Genomic DNA, 1,641 nt, shown 5'->3' with positions numbered 1-1,641 from the left:
TATCTGTGTTGTTCCAGTGTGTGGTGAGTTGGTGTTGTTCGGTGGGGGTGAGGATGTTGATGGTGTTGATGGGTTGGTTTGGGTGGGTGGTGGCGGTGTGGAGGAGGTGGGTGAGGCGTTGGGTGAGTTGGGTGGCGGTGTGGTGGGTGAAGAGGTCGGTGGCGTATTCGAGGTGGGCGTGGATGCCGTTGGGGGTGCCGTTGGGGGTGTGGTGTTCGGTGAGGCGGAGGGTGAGGTCGAGTTTGGCGGTGTGGGTGGTGGTGGGGTGAGTGGTGGTGGTGAGTTGGGGGAGTTTGAGGGTGGGGGTGGTGTTGTTTTCGACGACGAGCATGGTTTGGAAGAGGGGGTTTTGGGTGGTGGTGCGGGTGGGGGCGAGGGTGTCGACGAGTTTTTCGAAGGGGAGGTCTTGGTGGGTGTAGGCGGTGAGGTTGGTGGTGCGGATTTGGTCGAGGAGTTGGTGGAAGGTGGGGTTGTGGTGGGTGTGGGTGCGCAGGACGAGGGTGTTGGCGAACATGCCGATGAGGTTGTCGAGGGCGTCGTCGGTGCGTCCGGCGATGGGGGTGCCGATGGGGATGTCGGTGCCTGCGCCGTGTTTGGTGAGGAGGGTGGCGAGGGCGGCTTGGGCGATCATGAAGAGGGTGGTGTGGGTGGTGGTGGCGAGGTGGTGGAGTGCTTGGTGGGTGGTGGGGTCGAGGGTGAAGGTGATGGTGTTTCCGTGGTGGGTCGGGGTGGCGGGTCGTGGGTGGTCGGTGGGGAGTTGGAGTTGTTCGGGGAGGTTGTTGAGGGTGGTTTTCCAGTGGGTGAGTTGTTGGTTGAGGAGGCTGTGGGGGTTGTTTTCGGTGCCGAGGAGTTGTTGTTGCCACAGGGTGTAGTCGGTGTATTGGACGGGGAGGGGGGGCCAGGTGGGTGGGTGTCCTTGGTGGCGTGCGGTGTAGGCGGTGGTGAGGTCGTTGGCCAGGGGGCGGGCTGACCAGCCGTCGGCGGCGATGTGGTGCAGCACCAGCAGGAGTACGTGGTCGCCCTCCTCGTCGCCCTCGTCGTGCCGGTCTTGTGTCCTGAGGGTGAACAGCTGGGCGCGGAAGGGCGGTTGGGCGGTGAGATCGAAGGGGCGGCCTGCTTGTTGGCCGAGGGTTTCGTCGAGGTCGGCGGCGGATGTCGTGTGGTGGTGGAGTTGGGGCCAGGATTCGGGGTCCTGGAGCACGTTCTGATGCGGGGTCCCGTCGTGTTCGGGGAAGATGGTGCGCAGGGTTTCGTGGCGTTCGACGAGGTCGGTGATGGCGGCGTCGAGGGCGCAGGTGTCGAGGCGGCCGCGCAGGCGCAGCGCGATGGGGATGTTGTAGGCGGCGCCGCCCTCCATGCGGTTGAGGAACCAGAGCCGGAACTGCGCGAACGACAGCGGGATGTGCTCGGGGCGCCGCACCGGTAGCAGTGCCGGCCGTGCGGGGCTGTCGGTTTCCCGGTCGTCCAGGCGTGGGGCGAGGGTGGCGATGGTGGGGTTTTCGAAGAGGGTGCGGATCTCCAGGTCGACGCCGAGGGTCGTCCGGATGCGGCTGATGAGGCGGGTGGCGAGCAGGGAGTGGCCGCCGAGGTCGAAGAAGGAGTCGTCGATGCCGACCCGGTCCAGGCCCAGGAGCTCGGCGA

The 1,641-nt window shown here is 65.8% G+C and carries 1 protein-coding gene; it reads right to left on the bottom strand.

The window, feature by feature from the left end:
• On the bottom strand, nt 1-1,641 hold a 1,641-nt coding region (locus tag AB0G47_RS40830), incomplete at both ends, for a condensation domain-containing protein (protein ID WP_360781179.1).

Origin of the sequence: Streptomyces sp. NPDC021622 (genome assembly GCF_040640795.1) — a bacterium.
GTDB lineage: Bacteria > Actinomycetota > Actinomycetes > Streptomycetales > Streptomycetaceae > Streptomyces.
The sequence above is the reverse complement of the archived record's forward strand: the minus strand, read 5'-3'. Positions and strand labels throughout refer to the sequence as shown.